Raw genomic sequence first — 6,420 nt, 5'->3', positions numbered from 1 at the left:
TCTCGTATCTCGTATCTCGTATCTCGTATCTCGTATCTCGTATCTCGTATCTCGTATCTCGTAGAAGCATAAAAAAGCCCCAACACGAATGTCGAGGCTCAAAGTATCTTTATCTATGTTGTAACTGGACGTCCCTAGCTCACTGCTCTTCGTTGTTTTCAGCAAACTTAGATGGCGACATGCCAAAGTGATGTTTAAACCTTTGACTGAAATAGGAAGGGTCATTGAAACCAGAATCAAACGCGACGTCTGAAATCCTCTCTCCCGCAAGTAACCGCTCGCACGCATGCTCTAAACGCACTTCATTCAAATGCTCTTTAAAGGTCTTGTTATAAGCCGATTTAAAACGTCTCTGTAAACTTCTCTCTGACATGAACAAGTACTTAGCAGCATTTGCCGTACTGAACTCTGCATCGGCGTAGTTTTCACTCACAAGCTGCGACACTCTGTTTTTCCACTCTTGCTCAGCACTTAACCTTTGTTGCTCCGTCGCTGAAACTGTAAGTTTAATGGTCTCAATCTGTTCAATTGTACTAGCTTCCAAATTATCTAACACTTGATATTCAATCGGCCACGAAAGCTGCACCTTATTTTGAGAGTCCGAGACAAAAGCATTCAGTTCACCACCGCTCTGGTTCATCAATAATGGCAACTTTTCGATGTTTAGGTCGGTCGATTTTCCAGTATTGTCATTAATGCTTGAAGTCAATTTTGGGAAAGGCATTCCATGGTCTCGAATCGTCACAACAAGGTGCTCTTTAACCTCTTCAACCAATACCACCATACTCTGTGACTTAAAATTTCTCTTAATGATGCTAGCGACTAGACTGTTGAAAATAATATCAAGGTTAAAATACAGCAAGGAGACGTGTCGTTGTTTAGTGTCAACTTTAATATCCAGTTCAATACCGGCTTTGGCTAAATCGTCCTGCCAAGCTTTGAGTACAGCTTCTAAGATTAAAATTATATCGTAACAAACCTTTCCCTTCCCTTGTGGCGTGTTACTCAACTGAGCCAAGCCATTTTTCAATGTCAATATTGGCGACTTACCTTGTTCATCATGCCAATTTGGGATCATAGCTGCGATATGATTAACTTCAGAAGAGAGTTCATTAGCAGTATGTGTGACAAGAGCACTCTTAACTGACAACTGTTTTTTAAGCTGTTGATTAGTCGTTAGTAGTATTCGGCTTTGATGCCTCAGTTGATCTGTCTTTAATGCAACTTGCGCCTTTAAGTGCCTGTTGGCGAAAGTGACGTAACGCGATCGCCAAAAAACCAAAGCAGTCACTACACAGATAAGTAATACAAGAGAGCTTGCTGCTGCCCAATTACTCAGATACCAAGGTTCCGCAATAGAAAAGCTTTGGTTCGTTGACGTAAAGCGATAATGGGAGTCCTTAACGGGTTTCACTTCCAACGTATAGTCCCCAGGAAGAAGGTGATCGAGTGTTAGTAACCCCCCTTCAAACTCACTCCAAGGTTCATTGTCGCTTAGTCGATACTCCATTGCAGGTGTGTATGTCGCTGGTAAAATTCCAATCTTAAAACCGATTGATGAGCCATAAGGAATTTCATCTAAATCAGCTGTCTTGCCACCAAGTGATACTATCTGATGGTCGACACTTATCTTGCTTAGCAATGCACGGCTATGAGGTGTTGTTGATACCAATAGCTCATTAGCTAACGCACTCACCACGCCATATCTTGAGCCAAAGATAAGCCTAGTAGACTGGCTACCTGAGCTGTAAAACAGAGCACACGCACCTGCAGCCAATTCATTGGTGATCAAGCCAAATGGTGAGCCGATATGTTTATGCAGTTGCCCATCCAATCCGTAATAGCTAATACCTTTCGAAGAGCCTAACCACATCCCATTATCATCGCTAATTAAACATTTAGGACTGATATTTTCCTCAACAAGAGTGACCTCTTGAATAATAGAACTGTTATTAGAGATTCGATACACACCATAGCTACTCGCAAACCACTGGGATCCATCTTTCGCTTTTTCAATATCGACCACTTTGCCAAGCCGCTCGCTTGAACGACTAAAGCTAATTCTCTCATCAAGAAAAGAGTAGAATCCGTGATCAGTACCAACATAAATACGACCTTGTAAACCTATATTGAGAGCGGTGATCTTTGCTGGCAAAAATTTATCGACTAACCAGTCGGTACCATAACTTGTCAACTTATTGGTTTCGATAGATAACGAATAAAGGTTTTGTCCCGAGGTCATCCAAAGCATGTTATTCGCTTCAAGTGCAAAGTTTTCAACGGGTACACCTTCAATCGCTCTTGGTAGATCGACCTTTTCAGCCTCTAACGTATCAGTGTTGAAACTAATAATACCTTCTGCAGTCGCCAACCAAATTGAAGAACCAAAGAACTCAAAGTCCTGTACTGGGTTAGAGTAAACACGAACGGGGTTATCTTCACTTTGAGAATCAACCAAATAGAGACCTCTGGAAGAAGCAACCCAAGACAGTTGATCGCGAACAAGCTGTACTTTGTTTATCACCACACTACTCGAGTGCATCCCCATTCCCGTTAATGGCGTTCTTGAGAATGTCCTGCTGAACAGTGAAAAGTATCGAATTCCGTTATTGGTCGCGACCCACATTCCACCAGCATGGTCGTTAATTAACGAATATATTTTTTCACCCGGTAACGAAAAGTCTTGATTATCGGCTTGTTCAAATCGTGTAATTTGCCCCGTAATAAAGTTGTAGCTGATAAGACCATGCTCAGTCCCAATCCAGTATTGATCGGTTGTTTCAGCGAGAGAAAGAACATGCGAACCACGCACCCACCTTTCTTTCTTAGGATTTGCAAGATCTATAATCACTGCACCATTCAATGTACCAATGACTAACTCACGTCTTGCCATCGAAAAATACAGCGTCTCTATATGATTTTTTTCTGATGCACCGATATGAGTAAATTCTTGGCTATCAGAAAGGTACACTCCGGAGCTGGTCGCAAGCACCCATTTTGACAGCACCCGCTCAGCATCGTTAATCGTAATATCGCTGCTATTGTTATGCCGATACAATTTTAGAAGCGAGTAAGTGCTAAATTCTAAAGATTGAGTATTGTACGTATAGAAATTACTGCCATCTGTAACCCAAATATAATCACCGGAAGCACCGATATTCGCGATCTCAGCCCCCGGGCTTAGACTAAATGCAAGTGCATTGCCGATTCCTGGGCTATGTCGGTACACCTCATTATCAAAGAAAGTCCAAAACTCATCGTTAAGAAACGCGACTTTCTCTGAAGAAAATTGCAAAAGGCTACCTTTTCGAGGGAATAGGGTTCTGCCATCATAAAAAAGTATTTTTCCATGTACATCATGAACCCAGAGTCCGCCACCTTCACCTAAGTACAGATTTTTTGCCGCAAGGAAGTTCCCTTGTGCTTGAACGGGCAAAGGGTAGAAAACGGAGGGTGATGTATTTACCGCAAGAACGCTAAATGAAATGCTCATTAAGATGAACATTTTGAAAATAATTCGATACAACTTTTAATCCTGAACAGCAACAACACATGAAATATTGGTTCTCACAGCGCTTGTTGCTGATTAACCAAAAAGTGAGTTTTTTTGTGCTTATTATTATCTTTCTATTTTAGCTGAAATTGACAAAGGAGAAAGGAGGTTTGATATTTGTTGGAAGGTTTTATCTTAGCGGTCACGAAAATGCCGCAAAAAGCGGCATGATTCATCAATTAACGAGAGCAAAGTGTCGTAAAGAATACTCAATATTGATTACATTCCACTTAAGCAACTTGTGTAACTATCTGTAAGCTGCTGAAGAAAATCAAAATAGCTTCCACTCTTCACTTCAACCTGCGAACCGACAGGATCAAGTTGCCCTTGTTTAGCGTTACTTCCACGAGTCACCGATTCAATCACCGCTGGTGTAAATTGAGGCTCTGAAAATACGCATTGAACATTTTCACGCACCAAAGTCTTCTTGATAGCTATCAGACTTTTTGCGCCAGGTTTACGCTCAGGGCTAACCGTAAAGTGACCTAGATTATTCAACTTAAATTCTTGTTCGAAGTAGCCATACGCGTCATGGAATACGTAGTAGCCTTTGTCTTTCACTGGCGCGAGTTGTTCATGAATCGCCTGCTGTTTCTCTTTCAAAGCAATCAAGAATGAATCTAGATTCTCTTGATACGCCATGGCGTTATCAGAGTCTGACTCAATTAGCTTAGCTGAGATATACTTTGCCGCGACCTCGACTTGATCGATACCCAACCAAAAATGCGGGTCATGACTACCATGGTTGTGCCCTTCATGAGCATCGTGGTCTTCATGTCCAAACTCTCTCAAGTTAATCCCCGGAATCTCACTGATCTTGATAACGTTTTCTTTAGAACCAATCACCTTGGTCAAAAAAGCTTCTAGGTCAGGGCCAAACCAGATCACCATATCGGCACTATGAACTTTTTTGACATCCGATGGCTTAAGCGCATAATCGTGCGGCGAAGCATTGCTGTTCATCAACACATCAGGTTCACTAACGCCCTGCGTTAATTCTGTCACAATCATTTGAATTGGTTTGAAGCTTGTTAGAATAGTATTGGCACTTGCAACACTTGGCGCTAAAAGCAAAGTAGCAAGTATAAAAGATGAACGTGACATAATTCCTCGTTAATAGAAAAGTAGCTTAGGCTTGAGGTAAATGTTACATTATAACATTAGCGAATTGCAAATGAGTTCTATTCATGGATAATTTAATCCAACTAGATTCTGTGAGCGTCGAATTTGACGGTCGAAAAGTTCTAGATAACATCTCTCTAAATTTAGAGCGCGGCAGAATCACCACCCTGATTGGGCCAAACGGTGCAGGAAAGTCGACATTAGTAAAAGTGGTATTAGGTTTACAGACCAAATTTTCAGGCACAATAACAAAAGCTAAAAAACTGAAAATTGGCTATGTACCACAAAAATTAAAGCTCAATGATTCACTACCGCTCAATGTAGAACGTTTTCTAAAGCTCACTGGTAAGTTCAGTCAGCAAGAGATCCTTGAAGCATTGAAGCTCGTTGGTGCTGAACATCTACAAAAGAGCAACATGCACCAACTATCTGGCGGTGAAAACCAACGTGTGCTAATTGCTCGTTCATTGCTAAGAAGACCCGATCTACTGGTTCTTGATGAACCCGCACAAGGTGTTGATGTACAAGGCCAAATAGACCTGTACGACCTGATCGATACCATTCGCCACCGTTTTGGTTGTGCCGTATTTATGGTTTCACACGATCTGCATTTAGTGATGGCAAAAACAGACGATGTTATCTGTTTGCATCACCATATCTGCTGTTCAGGCGCACCGGCAGACATCAAACACCACCCCTCTTATATCGCACTTTTTGGCACCGCGACCCAAGAGACCTTAGCCTTTTATCACCACCAACACGAACATCACCATCATGATCTCGCAGGACAGCCTGTCGAAGGCGACGTGCATGAATGTTCAAACCATAAACACGGACACCACTAATGCTTGAGTTTCTTCTTCCCTCTATTTTAGCTGGCTTGGGCATTGCTCTAATCGCGGGGCCACTAGGTTCATTCGTGGTGTGGCGCAAGATGGCTTACTTTGGTGACACGCTTGCTCACGCTTCTTTGATGGGCTTAGCACTTGGCTTTCTGTTCAACATTAACTTGTATTTCGCGCTGCTGATTTGTTGTTTGATGCTAGCTGTGTTGCTAGTGACTTTACAAAAACAAAAGCTGGTCGCGACCGATACCCTACTCGGTATTTTGGCGCACAGCGCTCTGTCTTTGGGTCTTGTCGCCGTGAGTTTCTTAGATAACGTTCGCGTTGACCTAATGAGCTACCTATTTGGTGACTTGCTTGCAGTGTCTCCGACAGATTTGGTATTCATCTATGCGGGTGCTGCCGTGATTGGAGTGGTACTTGCTATCTTTTGGCGACCACTATTGTCGACGACCGTTAACGAAGATCTCGCAGCGGTTGATGGCATCAACATTGATTTAATGCGTCTTATTTTGATGCTATTGGTTGGGATCGTGATTGCGGTAGGTATGAAGTTTGTTGGTGCGTTAATCATGACCTCACTACTTATCATTCCGGCAGCAACGGCAAGAAAATTCGCCAATACACCCGAACAAATGGCATTCCTTGCATCGGTAATTGGTTCTATCGCTGTGTTCGGAGGATTGAGCTTGTCTTGGTTCTATGACACACCGGCCGGCCCTTCTGTTGTTATCAGTGCTGCGGCAATGTTTATGTTATCTCAAATGGTTAGAAGCCGAGCTTAGCACTTATCAGTACGATCTCGTATCTCGTATCTCGTATCTCGTATCTCGTATCATTGAAAACATACAAAAAAGGCTTGGTCAGTGACCAAGCCTTTTTAATATCGTTCAGTTAACT

The 6,420-nt window shown here is 42.4% G+C and carries 4 protein-coding genes; 2 read left to right on the top strand and 2 right to left on the bottom strand.

Annotated features, from left to right (window positions below; genetic code table 11):
- Window positions 1–139: 139 nt before the first annotated feature.
- Window positions 140–3,526, bottom strand: coding sequence for a helix-turn-helix domain-containing protein (locus ACED28_RS00520; RefSeq protein WP_371709047.1), 3,387 nt, complete (start codon window positions 3,524–3,526; stop codon window positions 140–142).
- A 246-nt stretch (window positions 3,527–3,772) separates the two neighbouring features.
- Window positions 3,773–4,657, bottom strand: coding sequence for a zinc ABC transporter substrate-binding protein ZnuA (gene znuA / locus ACED28_RS00515; protein ID WP_009847313.1), 885 nt, complete (start codon window positions 4,655–4,657; stop codon window positions 3,773–3,775).
- 83 nt (window positions 4,658–4,740) lie between these two features.
- Between znuA and znuC the strand changes: the two genes are divergently transcribed.
- Window positions 4,741–5,520 (top strand): zinc ABC transporter ATP-binding protein ZnuC, encoded by a 780-nt coding sequence (gene znuC, locus ACED28_RS00510; RefSeq protein ID WP_012604527.1) that lies wholly within the window; start codon window positions 4,741–4,743, stop codon window positions 5,518–5,520.
- Window positions 5,520–6,305 carry a zinc ABC transporter permease subunit ZnuB gene (znuB, locus tag ACED28_RS00505; RefSeq protein ID WP_009847315.1) on the top strand — a complete coding sequence of 262 codons (786 nt, stop codon included), beginning with the start codon at window positions 5,520–5,522 and terminating at the stop codon, window positions 6,303–6,305. Before znuC ends, znuB begins: the two co-directional genes overlap by 1 nt.
- Window positions 6,306–6,420 lie beyond the last annotated feature (115 nt).

This window comes from Vibrio sp. 1F253 (genome assembly GCF_041439295.1).
Taxonomy (GTDB): domain Bacteria; phylum Pseudomonadota; class Gammaproteobacteria; order Enterobacterales; family Vibrionaceae; genus Vibrio; species Vibrio tasmaniensis_A.
The sequence above is the reverse complement of the archived record's forward strand: the minus strand, read 5'-3'. Positions and strand labels throughout refer to the sequence as shown.

Bases quoted from the DNA above. Each gene is read 5' to 3' on its own strand.
- znuC (WP_012604527.1), top strand. From the start codon at position 4,741: ATGGATAATTTAATCCAACTAGATTCTGTGAGCGTCGAATTTGACGGT.
- znuB (WP_009847315.1), top strand. From the start codon at position 5,520: ATGCTTGAGTTTCTTCTTCCCTCTATTTTAGCTGGCTTGGGCATTGCT.
- znuA (WP_009847313.1), bottom strand. From the start codon at position 4,657: ATGTCACGTTCATCTTTTATACTTGCTACTTTGCTTTTAGCGCCAAGT.